The organism is Halorientalis sp. LT38 (genome assembly GCF_037031225.1).
Taxonomy (GTDB): Archaea; Halobacteriota; Halobacteria; order Halobacteriales; family Haloarculaceae; genus Halorientalis; species Halorientalis halophila.
The window spans coordinates 2,395,457-2,415,222 of sequence record NZ_JAYEZN010000001.1; the positions used below are offsets into that span (position 1 = coordinate 2,395,457).

Sequence of the window (19,766 nt, forward strand, 5' to 3'; positions counted from 1 at the left end):
AAAGACACCGCCCCCGTAATCAAATGTGATAGCCCAGGGGGCAATCTTAAGGCCGATTCGGCGCGCAGTTACGATCGAGACCACCGCAGAAGGTCGACCGAACCCATGTCACAGGCGACACCGACGGACGCGGCCGAGGCGACCGACCAGGTATTGGAATTCGAACTCGGCACCGAAACCTACTGCGTCGACATCGACTACGTCACGGAGATCGTCGACGTGGGGAAGCTAACGGGGCTGCCAAACGCCCCGGACTACGTCGAGGGCGTGATGGATCTCCGCGGGCGCACGACGGCGATCGTCGACCCGAAGGCCATCTTCGACGTCGACGGTGCCGACGTCGACGTCAGACGGATCGTCGTGTTCGACCCGGCGATCATCGGCGACCGGAAGGCAGCCGGGTGGCTCGTCGACGAGGTGCGCCAGGTCGTGAAACTCGACCCCGAGACCGTCGAAAGCGCACCCGACAGCGGCCGGGAGGCGGTTCGCGGCGTGATCAAACACGACGACGAGGACGGGTTCGTGATCTGGGTGGACCCCCAGGCCGTCCACAAGTGACGCGTCGGGCCGGCCGACACGAACCGGGGCGAGTCGCCGGTGGGCACTCGATCCCGAACAGTTGGAGAACAAGATTTTTCTACTCGCACGACGGACCCTTTTTTAATTCGCGGCGAGAACGTCACCGCAACAGCAAATGATCGAGCTAACGAAGACGGGGATCGACGGACTGGATCAGATCCTCAACGGTGGGATCGTCACGAACTCGACGACGCTGGTCAGCGGGAATCCGGGGGCCGGCAAGAGCATTCTGGGCCTGCAGTACGTCTACAACGGCGTCAAAATGTTCGACGAGAAGGGCATCTACCTCTCCTTCGAGGAGAACGAACAGGACATCCGCGAGGCCGCCGAATCGATCGGTTTCGACGACTGGCAGGCGTTCGTCGACAGCGGCGACATCAAGGTGTACGACAAGCAGGTCCTGCTCCGGGAGAACGACTTCACCTCCTCGCTGGACCTGTTGCTCGACGACATCCAGGGCGAGGACTACCAGCGACTGGTCCTCGACTCGCTGACGATGTTCCAGCTGTTCTTCGAGAACGAACAGGAGAAACGTACCTACCTGCTGAAGTTCACCGACATCCTCCGGCAGAACGAACTGACGACCCTGATGACCAACGAACAGGGGGCGGTGTTCCCGGACACGGACATCGGTCTGGAGAACTACCTCACCGACGGGAACATCTACCTGATCCAGACGCCGACCGAGTCGGGCGTCAACCGCTACGTCTGGGTCGCGAAGATGCGCAAGCAGAACATCGAGACCGACATCTTCCCGATGGAGATCGAACACGGCGGCATCACGGTTCACGAGAACGCCAGCGCGTTCTCGATGATGAGCGAAGACGATTCACCGATTTGAGACCTCCTAACGGCCGTTATTCGCACCGATAACGGGTGCAACGGCCTGCCAACTCGGTTACGACGTACTGAAACGAGCGGTTTCGTGACCGGGGCCGTCCCGGATCAATCGTTCGTTTGACCCGTCAATTTTATACTGGGGTAAATTCATTATCTGATAATCAATGCCACCTGCCGAGGTTCTACGAACGCTTGGAAACAAGTATAGCGCGGAGATCCTGGAGGCCACCGACGAGCCCCAGTCGGCACAGGGCTTGAGCGAGGAACTCGACATCCCGATCGCGACCTGCTACCGACGGATCGACGAGCTGACGGAGCACGACCTGCTCGAACTCCACGACAACATCCTCTCCGACGACCGGCGGCGGATCAAGGTCTACCGCCGCAACGTCGACGAGATCACCGTCGACTTCTCGGGAGAGCTGTCGGTCAGCATCGAGGAGCGCTCGGAGGTCACCAACAAACTCGACGAAGCCTGGCGGACGCTTTCGGAGAGCTGATTTCTGCACGCGAGTTTCGAGCGGGTGCCGAATCCGGTGCCCTCAGGCGGTCTCGGCGGGCTGTAATGGGGAGTTATCAACGGAGATATTTTCGAGCGTGGATTTAAGGGGGTGGTTCCGATAGTTGCGCGTAGAGTTATCGTGATGACCGTAGAAATCCTCTATGCCGCCTCCACCCTGGTCTTCGTCGTGGCCGGGCTGACCATGGTCGGCATGGCCATCCGCGCGTACGTACAAACCTCCCGACAGGCGATGTTGCACCTCTCGCTGGGCTTTTCCCTGGCCGTCGCCGGCGCCGCCGCGACGATGATCAGCGCGTTCATCAACGACTTCGAGGGGACCCGGTGGCTCCTGCTCGTCAACAGCGGGCTCACCACCTTCGGGTACCTGTTCGTGATGTACAGTCTCGTCACCTACGAGTGACGTCGGCCGAGCCGCTGAAACCGCCCGAAATCGGGCCGTTATCATCGCCGAAATCTACACTGTTTCTCCGTTATCGAATCCTATTTTCGGAAACCACCGTTTCAAATCCTTGTAATAGCCACCTACGCAGCGGTTTTCAGATGAGATAATTGGCAGGTCAGGTTTATTACCAAGACTTGATTTGGTTCGGGTAGAGTCCGGGTCGGCCGTGACGGTCGCTCGGGCACAGGTACAAGACCATGTTCGAGACATTCAAAGCAGACGAAGACCGGGGTCAGGTCGGTATCGGGACCCTCATCGTGTTCATCGCGATGGTTCTCGTCGCGGCGATCGCGGCGGGCGTCCTGATCAACACGGCCGGCTTCCTGCAGAGTCAGTCAGAAGAGACCGGTGAACAGAGCAGTCAACAGGTGACCAACAGGCTGCAGATCCAGACGAGCTCCGGGCTGGTGACCTCCGGAGACGGCAGCAACCGAATCGGTGCGATCGAGATGATCGCCACCAAGGCCCCCGGTGCCGAGGACATCGACCTCGAGGGTATTTCCATCCAGTGGGTCGACAACTCCGGGACTTACGACATCGTCCACGACAACGTCCTCGACAACCAGGACGGGTCGTTCGACCACACGTCGGTGAAGGACGAGGACGGCTCGCTGAGCCCGTCCGGCGGCGCAGCGCCCGTCGTCAATAGCCCCGACGATCGCGCACGCCTGGTGTTCGACCTGGGTAACGCCGACGACGGAACTGGCGATGCTGGCGACAACTCGCTGAACGAGTTCTTCGACGAGAGCCCCGACGGCGAGCACACCTTCCGGAACCAGGGCCTCGCCGAGAGCGAGACCGCGACGATCCGCATTACCACCTCGTCCGGTGCCACGTCGACGGTCCGCATCCAGGTCCCGTCGTCGCTCAGTGGCAAGTCCGCGGCCAACCTGTAACCGAGCGCACTTTCCTTTTTCTTCGACACGCGACCGACCGGGTAGTGACGACCAACGATTTATATCGGTTCGCCACAGAGTCCCACACCATGGCGGGTCCAGACGAGGAAGCGACCGGCGGCGAGCCCGAGGAGGGACCGGTCCTCTCGCCCGAGGAGCTCGACATCGCCGACGACGAACACGTCAGGGAACTCGAGGACGGGCGCTACGTGGTCTCTTCGTCGGAACCCATCGCCGACACGGGGTCCGAGCCGGCCGGGCAGATCGAGGGCGGCACGGCCGACGACGATACCACGCCCGAACTCGACGGGGAGACCGAATCGACGAGCGCACCGGCTCCCCCAGAGCCGGAGCCGGCGGCCGATGCCGACCCCGAACCGGACCCGGAGCCCGAACTCACAGCCGAAACGGTCCACGAGTGGCTCAGCGAGGACCTGTCGGCCTCCGATTCCCGGTACGGGTTCGACATCACCGCGGCCTTCGACGGCGGCATCTCACAGCAGCGGATGGTCTCGAACGACGTCGTCACCATCTTCGAGAGCCTCGTGATGTGGTACGCCCAGCAGATCGACCGCAACACGCCCGTCGAGGAGGTGCTGGGCATCCTCCTGATGGAGGCCAACGCTCCGGTGAAGTACCCGCCGGAGGCGGTGGTTCGGGCAGTGGAGTCGACCGCCCTCTCGCCGGAGGACTCGATCGCCGACCTGCTCGAGGCCGTCCGGGAGAAGGAGGGAGTCCAGTTGTGAGCCGAAGCGGTCCTTTAGGTGTCGGGCCCGCCCAGGACTGACCGCATGGACCGAGTCCGGCGAACCCAGTGGGCCACCGTCGCCGTGATGCTGGCAGTGCTCGTCTTTTCGGGCCCGCTCGTGGGCGTCGTCGACCTCACGCCGGAGACCCGCGGCGCGGCCGCGCTCGGTGACGGGACGGCGAACGCCACCGTCGCGGGCGACCCTGGCGCCGACCTGGTGATCGACGAGGGCCGGTTCGGGACGAACGTCTCCTACCTCCGGATCCCGCCGGCGACCGTCGACCTGGCGGCCGTCGAGGGCCGATCCCGCCTCCTGTATCACGTCGCCGTCCCCGGGCTCGGCTTCGAGCGCTCGGTGACCCACACTGTCAGTGGCGACGACGAGCGAGTGACCCTGCGGATGGACCCGCGGGCCTTCCCGCGGGAACGGATCCGGAACGACAGCTACCGGGCGACGATCACGATCAGCGTCCAGAGCTTCGAGGCGACCCGCAGGATATATCGGGAGAACGCCTCCGTCCCGGTGCACCGATGAGGGCGACCCACTCCAGAAATAATTGATAACTGGTTTTCACGAAAACTCTCTCCAAATCGGCTCTCGGGTGGTGGTCTCTCCCTCACCCACGCGGACCCTATCATTCACGATAATCTGGTGGAAGGGTTTATCTGGATATTCGCGGTACGAATCGGTAACAATGTCAGAGGTACTGATCGCGGACGATTCGGAGTTCATGCGGAACCTGCTGCGCGAGATTCTGGAGGAGGACCATCAGATCGTCGGGGAGGTCGAGAACGGCGTCGAGGCGGTGGAGGTGTACAAGGAGGAGCGGCCGGATCTGGTGATGATGGACATCGTCATGCCGATCCGGGACGGGATCGAGGCGACCGACGAGATCAAGAACGGCGACCCGGAGGCGACGGTGATCATGTGCACCAGCGTCGGCCAGGAGGAGAAGATGAAGGAGGCGGTCAAGGCCGGTGCGGACGGCTACATCACCAAGCCCTTCCAGAAGCCGAGCGTCATCGAGGCGATCGAGGACGCTGTCGGGGCGTAGGCGATGGAGGTCGACATCCAGTCGCTGTCGACGTTCAACCGACTGGCCGACGAGGGAGCGACGCGGGCGACGGCGATGCTGGCCCAGATGACTGGCATCGAGGCCGACGTGGAGGTGACGAAGATCACACTTTTGGACCGGGCCGACCTGGGCGAGGAACTCGGCGATCGACCGTTCGTCGGCGTCGCGTTCGACTTCGAGGGTGGCCTCGTGGGCGACACGACGCTGGTGTTCGACGAGGCCTGTACCGGATCGATCGTCGAGGCGCTCCCCGGCGCCGGGGACGGCGAGGGGATGGTCGAGGAGAGCGTGGCGGAGATCGGCAACATCATGATGAGCGGTTTCATCGACGGCTGGGCCGACCACCTCGGGACGACGATCGAACACTCGCCGCCGCGGTATCTGGAGGCGACCGGTCCGGACGTGCTCCCGGAGCCGACGGACGACGACCAGCCTGTCTTCGTGTTCAAGAGCCGGATCGACTGGCCGGGCGCGGACCTGGGCTTTTACATCTACATGCTGCCGGGTTCCGAGCGGCTGATCGAGCTGATGGCCGACGGCGCGGAGGGCGGGGACGCCATCCCGGTCGACAAGCTGTCGGTCTTCGACGAGATGACTCGCGCCGGGACGGCGACGGCCGCCGAGCACGTCACGGCGATGACCGGCATCGAGACCGAGGCGGAGGTGACCCAGATCAGCTTCGCAAAGATCGAGGACGTGCCGAAACAGGTCGGGTGCGAGCCCACCGTGGGCACCGTCGTCGAGTTCACGGGGACGCCGAGCGGCACCCTCGCGATCCTGTTCGACGAGGCGTCGGCGATGACCGTCGCGGAGGCACTGTTGCCGACCGATCCCGGCGGCGAGGGCCTGACCGACGCACACGAGAGCGCGATCGAGGAGCTCGGGAACGTGATGACAAGCGGGTTCATCGACGGCTGGGCGAACGTGCTCCAGACCTCGGTCGATCACTCGCCGCCCCGCGTCGTCCACGACATGGGGCGGGCGATCGTCGACCCGCTGGCGGCCCGGGTCGGCCAGCACCAGCAACACGCGTTCGTCATCGAGTCCCGGATGCGGACCGCCGACCTGGAGTTCGAGTGTGAGATCCTCGCCCTCCCGGACGAGGCGGATCTCCGTCGGGCCCTCGAGGATCTGGACGTCGCCAGGAAAGACGAGACCGAACCCGACGCGGAACGGATCTTCAAATGAAGGTATACGACAGCGAGCCGGGTCGGCAGGACGAGCCCGAACGCGAGCGGGTGAAGGTCGGCATCGCCGAGTACGAGGTGACGACCGCCGAAGCGACGCTGACGACGAGCGGCCTCGGCTCCTGTCTCGGCGTCGCGCTGTACGACGAGGCCGCCGGCGTCGCCGGCCTCGTCCACGTCATGTTGCCGTCGGCCGAGGGCGTCGAGAACCCCACCGCCGCCAAGTACGCCGACACGGGGATCGAGACGTTACTCGTGGAGATGGAGCGGGCGGGCGCGGCGCGCGACCGCGTCCGCGCGAAGGTCGCCGGCGGCAGCGACATGCTCGACTTCTCGGAGAACGGCTCGGGCATCGGCGTCCGCAACATGGAACAGGTAGAGGCTACCCTCGACGCGTTCGGGATCCCGATCGTCAGCGAGGACGTCGGCGGTGACCACGGCCGGTCCCTCCGCCTCGAGGGCTCCTCGGGCGACCTGCTCGTCAAGAGCGCGAACAAGGGCAGCGAGACGATCTGACCGCTGGATTACGGGCCGCGATCCGGCTGTTTCTACCAGTGATAACGACCCGTCCGACCGCGGTCGCGAACCGAGCTCGATCTGCGCCCACGAGAACGACGAATCCGCCGTACCTGCCGAAATCTCCAGTCGAAGCGTCTGACGAGTATCAGCCGTGATACTATTGCCGACAGGTTGAAGGTCGTAAGGTGTGAATACTGACAGTGATGAGTAGTTTCGCCGCGGGCCCGGTCGGACTCGCCCTGGCTGCCGGTGGGCTGCCCGAAGGGGTAGCGCCGCTGGTCGCGCTCGCGGCGAGCGGCGTCGTCGGGATGAGTATCAAGAACGTCTTCGATTCGATCCTCTCGGACGAGGAAAGCGAGGGGGACATCGCCGACGACGACCTCGGGAGCGACGGCGGACTGATGGCGGAAGACGGGGACGACGACGAACTCGACGACCTCGGCGGGCTCGGCGGCGACGACGATCTCGGCGGCTTCGACGACGGCGAGGACGGGTTCGGCGACATGGACGACGGCGGCGGCGGTGGCGGCGCGGGGACCGGCGAACTCGAGAACCGGCTGGACGAACTCGAAAACGAGGTCGGGGGCCTCCAGTCGACGGTCAACACCGTTCGCAACGAGAACGAACAGATCGGCGAGCAGGTCCAGGACCTGGACGAGAACATCCGGAAGCTGCTCGACATCTACGAGATGGTCACTCGCGGCGTCAACCCCTTCGCCGACGACATGGGGGCCGGCGGCGGAGGCGGCGGCCTCGACGAGGGGAGCTTCGGCCTCTTCGACGACGGCGACGACGAGGAGGAAGAAGAGGAGATCGACGACGAGATCGCCAGCGCCGACGCAGAGGGCTTCTTCGACGAGGATCTCGTCGAGGACGAGGAGGAAGACGTCGACGACCTCGGCGGCGGCGACCCGCTCGAGGACGACGACGCGCTCGGCGACCCGCTCGACGACGACGGCGGCGAGTTCGACGAAGACTTCGATGAGTTCGACGACGGGCCGGCCGATGACGGCCTCGACGACTCCGGCGGGGACGACGGCGGCGACGACGCCGACGGGAAGTCCTTCCAGGAGCTCAAACAGGAGTACGAGTCCGGCGACGCCGACTGGGCCGAGGGCGAGGAACCCCCGGCCGAGGACGAGGCGGAGGACCTCCTGGGCGAGGACGACCCGGACGATGCGGAGTCCCCGGAGGACGACCTGTCGGAACCGGCTGCGGACGCCGAGACCGACGACGGCCTCGACGAACTGGACGAACTCGAGGACGGGGCCGACGACTTCGCGGACGAGGACGAACTCGGGGACGAGGGCGACGATTTCGCCGACGAGGACGTGGTCGAGTCGACGGACGTCGACGACGTCCTCCCCTCGGCGGGCGAGGAGACGGCCGACGAGGTGGCCGGCGATGGCGACTCTGACGCGGACGCGGAGACGGTCGCACAGGAGACCGACACCGAGACCGCGACGGCCGCGGGGACCGCCGAGACGGCGACGACCGCCGAGACGGCAACGACCGCCGACACGGACGCCGACGGGACGGCCGGGGCCGACGACGGCCCGGGCAAGCCCTACCTGCGGACGCTGCCGGACGGGTACGCGGCCGAGTTGCTCGTCATGGAGTGGCTCGAGTTCCTCGTCGAGGAGTCGGACGCGCGCGAGACGGCGGCGGCCATCGACTACTACGAGCGGATCGACTGGCTCGGCGACGCGGCCGCCGCGGACCTGCGATCGTACCTGTCGGGCTTCGACGGCGGCGGGTCGGGTGCATCGCTGACGATCGATCATCACACCCGGAGTCTTCGGTACATCAGTCGACTCGACGGGGGCGCCGCGGACGGCGCGGCACAGCGACTGTTGGCCAGCGGAGGTGGTGGTGATGGGCTTCAGCGTTAGCGGGGCGGCGGCCATCGTCTTCGCGGGGATGTTCATCGGCTTCGGCATCCTCTACGGCGCCGCCGCGAACGGGTTCGAGCGCGTCTCCGACGCCCAGGACGGGCGATCCGAAGACGTCCTCGACACCCGGAACACCGACATCAACGTCACGTCAGCCGAGTACAGCGGCGACCGCCTCACGGTGCTGGTCGACAACACCGGCGCGGCGCCGATCGGGCTCAACGCGACGGACTTCCTGATCGAAAACGAGTACCAGACGGGCTGGCGCGGGCCCGCGACGGTCGACGGCGACGCCGAGACCGAACTCTGGCTCCCGGGCGAACAACTGAACGTCACCGTCTACACGTCGGACGTGCCCGCGCGGGTGACCGTCGTCACGGGCAACGGCGTCACCGAATCGAGGGAGGTGAACTGAGATGGGCGTGAGCGTCTCGACGTCGCTGGCGGTCGTGCTCATCGGCGGGTTCATCGCGTTCGGCGTGTTCACCACCGCGGCCACCAACTCCTTCGAGCGCGTCTCCGACGCGACCGGCGCCCAGAACGAGCGCTTCGACCGGGTGCAGGGGACGTCGATCGACGTCACCCACGCGTCGATCGTCGCCACGGTACCGGACTGCATCCTCCAGGTCAACGTCACCAACCGCGGCGAATCGCGGCTGTCGGTCGCGGAGACGGACGTGCTCGTCGACGGCGAGTACGCGACGGACTGGGACAACGACACCAGCGTCGACGGGGACGAGGACACGGACGTGTGGCTCCCCGCGGAGCGGCTGACGCTGAACGTCACCGTGGACCAGACGCCCGGCCGCGTGAAGGTCGTCTCTGGCACCGGTGTCGCGGCCACCGGACCGGTAACGGAGGGTCTCACATGCTGAGGGAGGTGCGTGCCTGATGGCGAGCGTCTCCGTCTCCCACATGATCCTCTTTATCGCCTCGATCGTGATCGCCGCGAGCGTCGCGGGCGTGTTCACCGACAGCATCAGCCAGGTGAGCCAGGCCATCGACGACCGCGGGCTCTCGGTCAGTGAGAACGTCCGCACGGACATCGAGGTGATCAGCGACAGCGGGTCGGACGCCGTCTACGACGAGACGACGAACAACGTCACGATCCACGTCAAGAACACGGGCTCCCAGCGGTTAGTAGCCGAGGCCAGATTCATCGACGTACTGGTCGACGGGCGGTACGAGACCGACGTGACGGTGACGCTGCTCGACGGCGCCGAGAGCTGGGGTCCGGGCGAGGTCGTGCGGCTCGACATCTCGCCCAACGACGGCTCCGGTCTCGGGACCGGTGACCACCGCGTGAAGGTCATCGTCAACGAGGACGAGGAGGTGTTCAGATTCCGCATATGAGTATCGCAACACGAGATCTCTATTCGCTCGGCCTGACGGATCACGACCGACTCAACAAGGAACTCGGCGGCGGCATCCCGCCCGGCAGCATCGTCCTCGTCGAGGGCGACTACGGGGCCGGGAAAAGCGCCATGAGCCAGCGGCTCACCTACGGCCTCTGCGAGGAGGGCCACACCGTGACGATGCTCTCGACGGAGCTGACGGTCGGGAGCTTCCTCGACCAGATGCACTCGCTGTCCTACGACATGGTCGATCACCTCCTGCAGGAGAACTGCCTGTTCCTCCACGCCGACATCGGCGACACGAACACGCTGACCGGCGGCGGCGAGGAGGGCGACCGCAAGGAACTCCTCAAACGTCTGATGGAGGCCGAAGTGATGTGGGGCACCGACGTGATAATCATCGACACGTTCGACTCCATCCTCCGCAACGACCCCAAGTTCGAGGCGCTGGTCCGCCAGAACGAGGAGCGCCAGGCCGCCCTCGAGATCATCGGCTTCTTCCGGGACGTCATCTCCCGGGGGAAGGTGATCGTGCTGACCGTCGACCCCTCGACCCTCGAGGAAGAGGCCATCGGTCCCTTCCGGTCGATCGCCGACGTCTTCCTCGAACTGGAGATGGTCGAGGTCGGCAACGACGTGCGCCGGCAGATCTCGGTGAAACGCTTCGCCGGGATGGGCGAACAGGTCGGTGACTCGATCGGGTACTCCGTCCGCTCGGGGACGGGCATCGTGATCGAGAGCCGGAGCGTGGCCTGACAATGACCGAACACGGAACCGCACAGCCGTCGGACGAACTCAGACAGCACGCGGCCAGGCGCCGGCACCTGCAGGACCACCTCAAGAAGTTCAAGCAGATCACCGGCGAGTTCCCGATGTTCATCGACGAGGCCAGCGGCGAGTACGAGACCGACCGCCCGAACGTCCTCTACCCCGTCGGCGGCCCCATCTTCGTCCACATCTACGGCGACGTGGGCCAGGACATGAAGTACTACGCCATCGAGCCGGAACTGGACGACACCGAGGCGGGCGTCTACCAGCGGGTCCGCGACAAACTCCTCCAGAAGTCGGTATCGAAACCCGCGCCCTCGAACGAGTCCGAGTACGACGACCAGATCGAACAGCTACTCCAGGAGAGCTGTCGGATCACGGACGACGAGGACACCGGCGTGATGAACAGGCTCTCCTCCGTGGTCGACCTGGGCAAGGTCAACGTCTCCAAGGAGACCTACGAGGACATCCGCTACATCCTCAACCGCGACATCGTCGGTCTGGGCCCCCTGGAACCGATCATGCGGGACCCGGCCAACGAGGACATCCACGTCATCGGGCCCCACGAGTGTTACGTCGACCACGAGGTCTACGGCATGCTGGAGACCACGGTCGACTTCGGCGAACCCGAGGAGTTCGACCAGTGGCTCCGGAACATGGGCGAGCGGATCGGTGACCCCGTCTCCGACTCCGACCCGATCGTCGACTCCACCCTGCCCGACGGGTCCCGTCTCAACCTGATCTACTCCGACGACGTGAGCCTCAAGGGTCCCTCGCTGACGATCCGGCAGGGCCAGGAGATCCCCCTGTCGATGTTCCAGATCACCAAGTGGGGTACCCTCTCCCCGCGCCTGGCGGCGTATCTCTGGCTCTGTCTGGAGAACGAACAGACGGTGTTCGTCGTCGGGGAGACCGCGTCCGGGAAGACCACGACGCTGAACGCGGCCTTCGCCTTCATCCCCCGGGACGCGAAGATCTACACCGCGGAGGACACCGCCGAGGTCATCCCGCCACACGATACCTGGCAGCAACTGCTCACCCGCGAGGGCGAAGAGGAAGGAACCGGCGTCGACATGTTCGACCTGGTCGCCGCCGCGCTGCGTTCCCGACCCGACTACATCATCCTCGGCGAGGTCCGTGGTGCCGAGGGTCGGATGGCGTTCCAGGCCGCCCAGACGGGCCACCCGGTCATGCTGACGTTCCACGCCTCCGACATCGTCTCGATGATCCAGCGGTTCACCAGCGACCCGATCAACGTCCCCGAGACGTTCATGGACGTCGCCGACGTCGCACTGTTCCAGAACCGCGTCAAGCAGGGTGACGAGGTCCTCCGTCGCGTGACCTCCGTCCAGGAGATCGAGGGCTACTCGAAGGAGATGGACGGTGTCGTCACCCGGCAGGCGTTCTACTGGGACCCCGTCGACGACGAGATCGTCTTCCAGGGGATGAACAACTCCTACGTCCTCGAAGAGCAGATCGCGACCCTGCTTGGCTACGAGGACACCCGCGAGATCTACAACGACCTCGACTTCCGTGCCAGCATCATCGAGCGCGCCATCCAGGAGGACATCCTGGGCTACCACGAGGTCAACGAACTGATCGCCGACTATCAGCGCGACGGCGTCGAGGGCCTCCCGTTCGACATCCACCGCGAGACCTGACGATGGCCTCGAAAGAACCGACGAGTACCGCCCAGGAACTCAAACTCTCGCTCGCCAGTTTCGTCGACGACCTGCTCGAGTCCTACCAGCGGATGCCCTTCCCGATGCGCCGGTACGCCCTGGTCATCCTCCTGCCGGCGACCGGGTTCCTGCTGGTGACCCTCGTCGGCGCCCTCCTGATCGACGCGCCGCTTTTCATCCGGGGCCCGATCCCCATGCTCGGCCTCCTGCTGTTCGGCGCCGCCCTCTTGTTCCCGAAGATCCAGCTCTCCCAGGAGAAGAAGGCCCTCAACAACCGCCTGCACCTGCTGATCACGCACATGACCGTGCTGTCGACGACCCGGATCGACCGCATGGAGGTGTTCCGCGCCCTGGCGGAAGAAGACGAGTACGGCGCGCTCGCCATGGAGATGCGGCGGGTCGTCCAGCTCGTCGACACCTGGAACCAGAGCCTCGACGACGCGCTGCGTCGGCGCGCGAAACAGGTCCCCAGCGACGCCCTCTCCGACTTCTTCGACCGGCTCGCCTACACCCTGGGCGCCGGCCAGCCCCTCGAGGACTTCCTCCTCTCGGAACAGGAGCAGGTGATGCAGAACTACGAGACCGTCTACACCGGCGCGCTGGAGAACCTGGAGGTCATGAAAGACCTCTACATGTCGATGATCCTCTCGATGACCTTCGCGCTGGTCTTTGCGGTCGTCCTCCCCATCCTGACCGGCACGAATCCGACGATGACCGTCAGCGCCGTCATCTTGCTTTTCATCTTCGTCCAGTCGGGCTTTTACCTCACCATCCGCACGATGGCGCCCCACGACCCGCTCTGGTACAACCCCGAGGAGATCACGACCGACCTGGACACCAAGATGATCGCCGTCTTCGCCACCGGCGTCTCGCTGACGGTCGTCCTCGCCTTCCTCACCCTCGGCGGCCTGTTCGGTGCCAGTCCCCTCCCGATCGCGGCCCTGCTCCCGATGGACCCCGTCCCGCTGCCCATGTACGTGGCCATCCCCGCCACGCCCCTGCTGATCCCCGGGCTGTACGTCCGCCGCGTCGAGAAGGACATCGCCGCCCGCGACGACGAGTACCCATCCTTCATCCGCGCGCTCGGCGCCGCGGAGGGCGCCAAGCAGTCGACCACCTCCATGGTGCTCTCCTCGCTCCGGAAGAAGGACTTCGGGGCGCTCACCGGGAACATCGACGACCTCTACAAGCGACTGAACATGCGCATCGAGCCCACCTCGGCCTGGCGGTACTTCACCGCCGACTGTCGCTCCTACCTGATCCAGAAGTTCTCCGAGATGTACCTGATCGGCCGGGAGATGGGTGGCTCGCCAAAGCAACTGGGTGAGCTCATCTCCGAGAACATGAACGTCGTCCTCCAGTTGCGCCAGCGCCGCTCGCAGGCCGCGACCACGCTGATCGGCCTGCTCTACGGTATTTCGGCGGCCGCGACCTTCGCCTTCTTCATCGGCCTGCAGGTCGTCAACATCCTCGCGAACATGAGCCTCGACCTGACCTCCTCCGCGCAGTTCAACGTCGGCTCGCTCATCAACACCGGCGTCTACAACATCCCCCTCATCGAGTTCCTGCTGATCGTCATCATCGTCTTCAACGCCCTCCTGTCCTCGCTGATGATCCGCGAGACCGACGGCGGCCACAAGCTCAACGCCTACCTGCACTTCGTGGTCCTCACCTGGCTGGGCTCGCTCATCGCCATCTTCACGAAGCGGATGGTGAGCTCGTTCCTGACCATCTAAATTTTTACTTCGGGGGGTGCGCCGCAGGCGCATCCCCATCTGCTCACGGGCGCGTAGCGCCCGTTCGCACGGTCAGCGGGACCTCTGGTCCCGCTCGACTCGCAAAAATTTAGTATAAAAACGTCCCGGACGCGAGCCGCTGGCTCGCGTCCGGTGAACCGCTCGCTTCGCTCGCGGATGCTCGTGGCTCCCGCACCGCGCCGCAACCGCACCGCTACCGCCGACTACGGCCTCCCCAGCCGATTCGCTCGGGCCTCGCCCTCGCTCGTCCTTCGCGCTCCTTTTGTGTCCACGTGCGCGAAAGCGGGCATGGACGAGACACGCGAGCAGTTCCTCGCGGGCGAGCGCCCCGACGACGTCTTGCTGTACTTCGACGAGCGCGCCGTCGACGGGATGGACCGCCTCGCGAAGGTCGGCGAGAGCACAGACGACGGCGTCGTGCTGGTCCTCGACGGCGAGGAAGGGCGAACCGCTTTCCAGCGCGCCACCGGCGTCGACCCGATGACCCTCGCCCAGTCCGCGATGGGCAACGAGGGCGAAATCACCGACGGGTGTACCGGTGGTAACTGCCCGGACGCTGCGGAAGGCGGCGACCACTACGCCCGCTTCGTCTTCGCCTTCGCCGAGGCCGAGAACGAGGACGTCGGCGGCCTCTACGCCGAGGGCGACGTCGTACACGCCTACGCGCAGTGCGAGTGCGGGACGACGTACTCGGAAAAGTGGGTCGCCGAGGTCTAGTTCTCCGCGTCTTCTCCGCCGAGGTCCTCGTGGGTCGACCCGACGTAGACCGCCGAGACCAGGAACATCGCGACCACGAGCGCCGCCTGCGCTGACCCGCTGTCCGGCACCGCCTCCTGCAACGCGATGATCCCGGCGCTAGAGAGGGCCACGACGCCGATCAGCGCGAGGAACAGCTTGGGGTTCTTCGACAGCACGCGCGTCATTGAGGGGAAAGCCATGCCTACCCTGTCGGCCTGGTGGTAAAGTCAGTTTCGGGACCGAAACCGCAGGAGGGGAAGCGTATAGAGAGTGGCAAATAACCGGAAAGTGACTGATGATTTACCGCTCGGTCTCGACGCCTTCGTCGTCTTCGGCTTCGGCCTCCCGCTTCACGTCGTGGAAGGCCTCGACGATGACCTGCCGGGCGACCGCGCCGCGGGTCGTCCAGTGGTTCGCGTAGTCGAGCATGTCGTCGTAGATGTCGGGCTTGCAGCCGGCGGCCTTCGGGTGGCCGCCGCCGTTGACCTTCGCGGCGACCTCGTGGGCGCGCTCGAACCCGTCGGTCCCGCGGATCGAGGCGCTGCCGGCGGGTTTGACGATCACCGCGGCGTCGGTGCCCTGCTCGCGGAGCGCTTCTGCCACCTCGTTTTGCGAACAGCGGCCGTAGGTCACGCCGACGGTCCAGTCGCCGATCTCGTAGATCTCCGCGCGGTCGACCGCCTTCTCGATCAGCGCCTCCTTCTCGACGCGCTGCTCGGCGAGGAACTCCTCGACCTCGGGGGGCAGGTCCGCGCCGTGTTCGCGGACGACCTCGATGTACTCCTCGGGGTCGGCCCAGTAGGCGTAATCGGCGAGGTCGTCGCTGCGGGGGTCCTCCCGGAGCCAGAGGTCGTGATCGCGGGTCACCAGCGCCAGTTCCTCGAGGTACTCGGGGACCGTCCCGGCGAGCGAGCGGGCGACCACGTCGGCCGAACACTCCTCCTCGGACTCGCCGACGACGCGCTCGGTGACGACCTCGTCGACGCGGGCGCCGACGTCAGCGTCCCACTGGTGGTGGTCGTACCAGTACACGTCGGCGGCCCGATCGGCCACTGCGTCGAGGTGTTCGAGGTCGGTCTCGCCGTCGGGACAGAGGTCGCAGACGAAGACGGTCACGTCGGGTTCGCCGAACTCGGCGACGTACTCGAGGGCGGTCGCGAGGTCGCGCGGGCCGGCCGGAATCAGGGCGGCCGGGCCGACGACCTCCCGTATCAGCGCCGTACAGGCCAGGCCGTCGGCGTCCGGGTCGGCCACGACCACGGTCGATTCCCCGTCGAGGGCCTCACGCGCTTCCCGCTCCTGTTCGGCCTCCTCGAACGAGTCCGGGTGGAAGAAGCCTTCGCCGGGCAACAGCGATTTCCGGCCGATAGAGAGCCGGTCGTCGTCGATGAGCCAGTCGTCCATACCGCTCAGAGCGCGCCGCGAGTGAAGAAGGGCACGGTCCGACGGGCTCAGGGGCGTCCCGTCGGCGGTTCCTCGTCGGCTTCGAGCTGGCGGACGGTCAGCACGGGCGTGGGACAGCGGCGGACGACCGCCTCGGCGACGCTCCCGAGCAGGAAGGAGTGTTCGCCGTGGCGGCCGCGCGTCCCCATCGCGACTACGTCGGCGTCGACGTCGTCGACGAACTCGCAGATCTCGGTCGCCGGCTTCCCCTCGCGGACTGCGGTGGCCACGTCGCGATCGGCGTGCTCGACGACGGCCTCGAGCGCCTCCTCGCCGGCGGTTTCGAGCGCGTCCCTGAGGTCGTCCCGGACCTGCTCGGGTGACCCCTCGACGTCGCTGCCGTCGATCACGTAGAGCGCGTGGACCGTGGCGTCGAACCGGGCGGCCAGGTCCAGCGCCACGGCGACGGCTCGCTCGACGCTCTCGGAGCCGTCCGTCGCGATCACCACGGTCTCGAACATTACCGGTCGGTACCGGCCGCGCCCTGATAAAACGACGGGGCGTGGGGGTGGCCCCTCGGTGGCTTTTTGCCGCTGCCGGGTGCAGAGTTGGGTATGGTAGCCGTCGCGTTCGACCAGGTCCTCGTGCCCCTCGACGGGAGCGAAGAGTCACTGGACGCCGCCGAGTACGCCGTCGCTATCGCCGAGCAGTACGGGGCCGCCGTCCACGCCCTCTACCTGCTCGAGGAGTCCGTCGTCCGGAGCATGGAGTCCGGCGACCTCCCGGGCGACGCCGTCGCCGAGGACACCACGGAGTTCATGGACGCCGTCGAACGACTCGCGGCCGACCGCGTCGTCTCCATGGGCCACTCGACCGCGCGGGCGTTCGTCCCCACGCAACTCACCCACCACCCCGGGAGCGTCATCCTGGACACCGCCGAGGCGATCGGGGCGGACTTCCTCGTCGTCCCCCGGGAACCCCTCTCCAGCAACCCCGACGAGGTCCTCGGGAAGGCCGCCGAGTACGTCCTCCAGTACGCCGGCCAGCCAGTTCTCTCGGTGTAACACGTCGGCGAGGTGACCGGGTAGCGACCCCCTATCCCCCGGTCCCGACGCCTCAGTACGTGAACGTGTCGCAAACAACCCAAATGTTTATTGGGAACCCTCGGTAAGTAAGTGATACATACCGGAGTGGTATCCGGGTATGCTAAGGGGGGTTTAGCATATGGGGAAGAAAGCAACGCAACACATAGCACAGACGTTAGTCAGTAGTACGGATCGACAATCGCACTCGGCCACCGTGGGGGGTGTCTGAGATGTCACTCGAACAGGTTCGGACCCGGCTCGGTGAACCGGTGGCGAACCTCTGGATGCGCTTCGACCGCGAGCTGTTCGCGCTCTCGCCGCGAGCCAGCCGACTGCTCGCGGTACTCGTCATGGCGGCGTCGGCGCTGCTCGGCCTGCTGATGCTCAGGGCGGCGTCGGCGTTGTTCGTGATGCCGGCGGTCGCGCAAAGCGGAAGTGGTGCCTCTGACGTTTCGAGCGTCCTGTGTGGCCCGGACACGCCACCGATTGGTGAGCTAATCGCCTTCGCCGTGGCTGCACTGTCAATTTTCCTCTTGGCCAAGGCCGTGATCCAGGGGACGGTCGCGTTCAACAAACTCGGCTCCTCACGGGCACAGCAACAGTTCGAGGGGAAACAGGCACTTGCTGGCGCAGGCAAGACCGCTGCCGGTGCAATCGTACCGCCAGTGTTCGTCGCGATCCTGAACAGCGTGCTGGGGCTCCAACTCCAGAACTGCATCTTCGCAGGCCTTCAGGACGGAAACATCTTCGCAGTGGTCGCGACCCTGCCGTTCTGAGGACGGCAGCAGCGTGATCACCGCCCCGATCGGGGACCTGCGACGCTCCCCGACGAGCCGGCGTCTTGCGTCCGGGGGATCCGCCTCCGACTGTCGAACAGACACATCACCGATCGCGAAATCAGGAGCGTAGTTTCACATGCAATATCACAACCTGTTGCTGGTGCTGGTGCTGGCCACGGCGTTCGCAGCCCCTGCGTCAGCGACGACCAGTTCCCACGCGGGAGCTCCCGTCACCGCTGACGCGGGAACGGCGGTCGTCGGTAGCGCCGATTTCGCGATCCAGGACACCAACGAGACCCAGAACGAGACCCAGAACGAAACCGACGGTGAGGAGTTCGATGAAGAGGACGCCGAAGTTATCCGGGATTTCTTCGGGTTCGGCGGAGACAGCGAAGACGGCGGAGACGGCGGCTTCTTCACGGGCCTCGCGGCGAACGCCATCGAGCAGGCGATGATCGGCTTCCTGAACGGCATCGCCGAGGACTCGGAAGAAGTAGCGAGAGAATTCGACGAAAGCGGGGTCGTTTTCGACTTCCCGGCCCCGGGCGACCCCGGCGACCCGCCGTCGTGGGTGAACCCGGACGCGTGGAGCGGCACGACCGAGGGCGAGCGGTGGCAAGGCACCTTCACGTACCACTGGGTGTTCGGCTTCCTCGGGTTCGCCGGCCTCCTGCCGGCGTTGATGCTTGCGATGGGCAAAGGCAATCGCAAACCCGACAGAGGGACGGCCAAACGGTTCGTCCGCGGGTTCGTGATGATCCTCCTCGGCTGGATTGTCATCGCGCTGTGTTACCACCTGGCGGACGCGGTCACGCAGATCGTCGCGCCACCGGCGGGAACGGAACAAGGTGTTCGCGGATACGTTGACGTGTTGCAGGCGGCGAACCTAGAGGGCCACCTCGGTGCGGTCATCGGCGGCGCGAAGGGGATGTTACTGACCACGGCGCTGGGCGTGCTGTACATTCAGTACGTCCTCGCGTTCGTCTGCGCAGCGATCTGGCCGGTGATGTGGGTGCTGATGGCCTACCGATCGACGATCGCCCGCTCGGCCGGGAAGATCGCGCTGACCTTCATGGGCGCGCTGATCGTCATCAAGCTCTTGCAGGCGACGATCTTCCACTTCCTCGTCGCCTTCGAGTTCGAATCACCGGTGGTGAGAGAGACCGCGTACACTGTCGGGATTACCCTCGCCTTCATGCTGTTACCGTACACGGTCCTGGCGAAGATGATGCCGCGGACGCTGCTCATCTTCGGGCTGCACGAACTGCGCGAGAAGGGCCACGAGGACCGGCGCTACCAGCAGCGGATAGGCAACGTCCGCCGGAAGTTCAACCAGTCGCTCCGACGCGGTCCGGACGGGGGAGTGGATCAGGTCGGGCCGGCGAACCGGGGCTCGAAAGGACTGCCGAGCGGACAGCCGCGGGAGCTGAACTCCGCGCGCTCGGACGGCGGGCGGGGCCTCCCGCGCGGGCAGCCGGCCGAGGGACCTGACGGCGACGGACCGAACACGAGGTGAG

The 19,766-nt window shown here is 65.6% G+C and carries 24 protein-coding genes; 21 read left to right on the forward strand and 3 right to left on the reverse strand.

Annotated elements, in window-relative coordinates; genetic code table 11:
* The first annotated feature begins 105 nt into the window (after positions 1 to 105).
* From U5918_RS12325 to U5918_RS12410, 18 genes are all read left to right on the forward strand, one after another.
* Positions 106 to 558: a chemotaxis protein CheW gene (locus tag U5918_RS12325; RefSeq protein WP_336001653.1), complete on the forward strand. Its 453-nt coding sequence runs from the start codon at positions 106 to 108 to the stop codon at positions 556 to 558.
* A gap of 136 nt (positions 559 to 694) precedes the next feature.
* Positions 695 to 1,420, forward strand: a complete 726-nt coding sequence (locus U5918_RS12330; RefSeq protein WP_336001654.1) for an RAD55 family ATPase — start codon at positions 695 to 697, stop codon at positions 1,418 to 1,420.
* 163 nt (positions 1,421 to 1,583) lie between these two features.
* Positions 1,584 to 1,919 (forward strand): ArsR/SmtB family transcription factor, encoded by a 336-nt coding sequence (locus U5918_RS12335; RefSeq protein ID WP_336001655.1) that lies wholly within the window; start codon positions 1,584 to 1,586, stop codon positions 1,917 to 1,919.
* 144 nt (positions 1,920 to 2,063) lie between these two features.
* Positions 2,064 to 2,342 carry a DUF7521 family protein gene (locus tag U5918_RS12340; RefSeq protein WP_336001656.1) on the forward strand — a complete coding sequence of 93 codons (279 nt, stop codon included), beginning with the start codon at positions 2,064 to 2,066 and terminating at the stop codon, positions 2,340 to 2,342.
* A gap of 239 nt (positions 2,343 to 2,581) precedes the next feature.
* Positions 2,582 to 3,280 (forward strand): archaellin/type IV pilin N-terminal domain-containing protein, encoded by a 699-nt coding sequence (locus U5918_RS12345; protein ID WP_336001657.1) that lies wholly within the window; start codon positions 2,582 to 2,584, stop codon positions 3,278 to 3,280.
* An 89-nt stretch (positions 3,281 to 3,369) separates the two neighbouring features.
* Positions 3,370 to 4,026, forward strand: coding sequence for a DUF7500 family protein (locus U5918_RS12350; protein WP_336001658.1), 657 nt, complete (start codon positions 3,370 to 3,372; stop codon positions 4,024 to 4,026).
* A gap of 45 nt (positions 4,027 to 4,071) precedes the next feature.
* Entirely contained in the window at positions 4,072 to 4,563 is a 492-nt protein-coding gene (locus U5918_RS12355; protein WP_336001659.1) for a hypothetical protein, read from the forward strand.
* A gap of 160 nt (positions 4,564 to 4,723) precedes the next feature.
* On the forward strand, positions 4,724 to 5,083 hold the full coding sequence (gene cheY / locus U5918_RS12360) for a chemotaxis protein CheY (RefSeq protein WP_077206597.1): 360 nt from the start codon (positions 4,724 to 4,726) through the stop codon (positions 5,081 to 5,083).
* Between the two features lie 3 nt (positions 5,084 to 5,086).
* Positions 5,087 to 6,292: a chemotaxis protein CheC gene (locus tag U5918_RS12365; RefSeq protein ID WP_336001660.1), complete on the forward strand. Its 1,206-nt coding sequence runs from the start codon at positions 5,087 to 5,089 to the stop codon at positions 6,290 to 6,292.
* Positions 6,289 to 6,807, forward strand: a complete 519-nt coding sequence (locus U5918_RS12370; protein WP_336001661.1) for a chemotaxis protein CheD — start codon at positions 6,289 to 6,291, stop codon at positions 6,805 to 6,807. Before U5918_RS12365 ends, U5918_RS12370 begins: the two co-directional genes overlap by 4 nt.
* Before the next feature lie 206 nt (positions 6,808 to 7,013).
* Positions 7,014 to 8,702 carry a FlaD/FlaE family flagellar protein gene (locus U5918_RS12375; RefSeq protein ID WP_336001662.1) on the forward strand — a complete coding sequence of 563 codons (1,689 nt, stop codon included), beginning with the start codon at positions 7,014 to 7,016 and terminating at the stop codon, positions 8,700 to 8,702.
* Positions 8,686 to 9,117 (forward strand): archaellum stator protein ArlF, encoded by a 432-nt coding sequence (gene arlF, locus U5918_RS12380; protein WP_336001663.1) that lies wholly within the window; start codon positions 8,686 to 8,688, stop codon positions 9,115 to 9,117. The genes U5918_RS12375 and arlF (U5918_RS12380) overlap by 17 nt, the downstream gene beginning before the upstream one ends.
* A gap of 1 nt (position 9,118) precedes the next feature.
* Positions 9,119 to 9,577, forward strand: a complete 459-nt coding sequence (arlF, locus tag U5918_RS12385) for an archaellum stator protein ArlF (RefSeq protein ID WP_336001664.1) — start codon at positions 9,119 to 9,121, stop codon at positions 9,575 to 9,577.
* Between the two features lie 16 nt (positions 9,578 to 9,593).
* The gene (gene arlG, locus U5918_RS12390; RefSeq protein ID WP_336001665.1) at positions 9,594 to 10,055 is read left to right on the forward strand and encodes an archaellum stator protein ArlG; all 462 of its coding nucleotides are present in this window, start codon (positions 9,594 to 9,596) and stop codon (positions 10,053 to 10,055) included.
* Entirely contained in the window at positions 10,052 to 10,813 is a 762-nt protein-coding gene (gene arlH, locus U5918_RS12395; RefSeq protein WP_336001666.1) for an archaellum protein ArlH, read from the forward strand. Before arlG ends, arlH begins: the two co-directional genes overlap by 4 nt.
* Positions 10,814 to 10,815: 2 nt before the next feature.
* A complete protein-coding gene (locus tag U5918_RS12400) occupies positions 10,816 to 12,486 on the forward strand; it encodes a type II/IV secretion system ATPase subunit (RefSeq protein WP_336001667.1) in 1,671 nt (556 codons plus the stop codon).
* A 2-nt stretch (positions 12,487 to 12,488) separates the two neighbouring features.
* Complete coding sequence (flaJ, locus tag U5918_RS12405) at positions 12,489 to 14,243, forward strand: archaellar assembly protein FlaJ (protein ID WP_336001668.1); 1,755 nt, start codon at positions 12,489 to 12,491, stop codon at positions 14,241 to 14,243.
* Between the two features lie 309 nt (positions 14,244 to 14,552).
* Positions 14,553 to 14,981: a DUF5807 family protein gene (locus U5918_RS12410; RefSeq protein ID WP_336001669.1), complete on the forward strand. Its 429-nt coding sequence runs from the start codon at positions 14,553 to 14,555 to the stop codon at positions 14,979 to 14,981.
* Here the strand turns inward: U5918_RS12410 and U5918_RS12415 are convergent.
* From U5918_RS12415 to U5918_RS12425, 3 genes are all read right to left on the reverse strand, one after another.
* Positions 14,978 to 15,202 (reverse strand): hypothetical protein, encoded by a 225-nt coding sequence (locus U5918_RS12415; RefSeq protein ID WP_336001670.1) that lies wholly within the window; start codon positions 15,200 to 15,202, stop codon positions 14,978 to 14,980. The two genes, U5918_RS12410 and U5918_RS12415, sit on opposite strands and share 4 nt — an antisense overlap.
* 100 nt (positions 15,203 to 15,302) lie before the next feature.
* Positions 15,303 to 16,406: a DHH family phosphoesterase gene (locus U5918_RS12420; protein WP_336001671.1), complete on the reverse strand. Its 1,104-nt coding sequence runs from the start codon at positions 16,404 to 16,406 to the stop codon at positions 15,303 to 15,305.
* 47 nt (positions 16,407 to 16,453) lie between these two features.
* On the reverse strand, positions 16,454 to 16,906 hold the full coding sequence (locus tag U5918_RS12425) for a universal stress protein (RefSeq protein WP_336001672.1): 453 nt from the start codon (positions 16,904 to 16,906) through the stop codon (positions 16,454 to 16,456).
* Positions 16,907 to 16,999: 93 nt separating this feature from the next.
* On the opposite strand from U5918_RS12425, the gene U5918_RS12430 reads away from it, so the two are divergent.
* The 3 genes from U5918_RS12430 to U5918_RS12440 all read left to right on the forward strand — a co-directional run bounded on the left by U5918_RS12430 (position 17,000) and on the right by U5918_RS12440 (position 19,765).
* A complete protein-coding gene (locus U5918_RS12430; RefSeq protein ID WP_336001673.1) occupies positions 17,000 to 17,449 on the forward strand; it encodes a universal stress protein in 450 nt (149 codons plus the stop codon).
* A 251-nt stretch (positions 17,450 to 17,700) separates the two neighbouring features.
* On the forward strand, positions 17,701 to 18,246 hold the full coding sequence (locus U5918_RS12435) for a hypothetical protein (protein ID WP_336001674.1): 546 nt from the start codon (positions 17,701 to 17,703) through the stop codon (positions 18,244 to 18,246).
* 139 nt (positions 18,247 to 18,385) lie between these two features.
* Complete coding sequence (locus U5918_RS12440) at positions 18,386 to 19,765, forward strand: TrbL/VirB6 family protein (protein ID WP_336001675.1); 1,380 nt, start codon at positions 18,386 to 18,388, stop codon at positions 19,763 to 19,765.
* The last annotated feature ends 1 nt before the right edge of the window (position 19,766 follow it).